Here is a 771-nt window from a genome sequence, read left to right as displayed (position 1 = left end):
GCGCAGGCGCGCCGGGCTTCATCGAAGATCTCGCGGGCGCAGTCGTGGCAGCTGCCGCAGGCCGACGCCACCTGGGTCTCGTCCTGGAGCACCTCGAAGTTGTGCACGCCATCGGCCACGGTGCGGCGGATGTCGCGGTCGGAAACTCGGTGGCAGAGGCAGACGATCATGGCGGCGAAACAGGAATGAACCTGGAATGGCCGCGATACTAACGCAAACGCGAATTCCTCTCAATTAGGTCACAGAGCCCCTGCGCGGCGTCCGGCCAATGTCGGTGAACTGCGACACGGCGCCTCCATCACCCCGCCTTGCGCCGACGCGCGGACGAAAAAAAAGCCCCGGCAAGCGGGGCTTCGGGGTCCCTGGCGACGGCTGGGCCCCAGGATGGGCGTGGCTGGCGTTCAGCTGGCGTCGCCCATCTGGCTTTGCAGCCAGTTCTGCTCGCCGACCTGGGCGATGAGCTCGATCTGGGTTTCCAGATGATCGATGTGCTCCTCCGTGTCGGACAGGATTTCCTCGAGGACCTCGCGCGAGACGTAGTCGCGCACGGACTCGCAATAGGCGATGGCTTCCTTCAGCAGCGGATGGCTGCCCATCTCGATCTTCAGGTCGCAGTGCTGGACCTCGACGGCGTTCTCGCCGATGTAGAGCTTGCCCAGGTCCTGCAGGTTCGGCCAGGCCTTCCAGCATCAGGATGCGATCCATCAGCTTGTCGGCGTGCTTCATCTCCTCGATGGACTCGGCGTACTCGTGCTTGGCCAGCTTCTCGAA

Annotated in this window: 1 protein-coding gene and 1 pseudogene; both read right to left on the bottom strand. The window is 64.2% G+C overall.

What is annotated here, in order from left to right; translation table 11 throughout:
* Positions 1-170: bacterioferritin-associated ferredoxin (locus FUT87_RS28020; protein ID WP_147242955.1), on the bottom strand; the 170-nt coding region annotated here is incomplete at its 3' end.
* A gap of 231 nt (positions 171-401) precedes the next feature.
* A pseudogene (gene bfr, locus FUT87_RS28015) lies at positions 402-771 on the bottom strand (bacterioferritin); the annotation flags it as partial.

It is taken from the genome of Mitsuaria sp. TWR114 (assembly GCF_007997345.1).
This window is presented reverse-complemented; position numbering and strand designations above follow the sequence as displayed.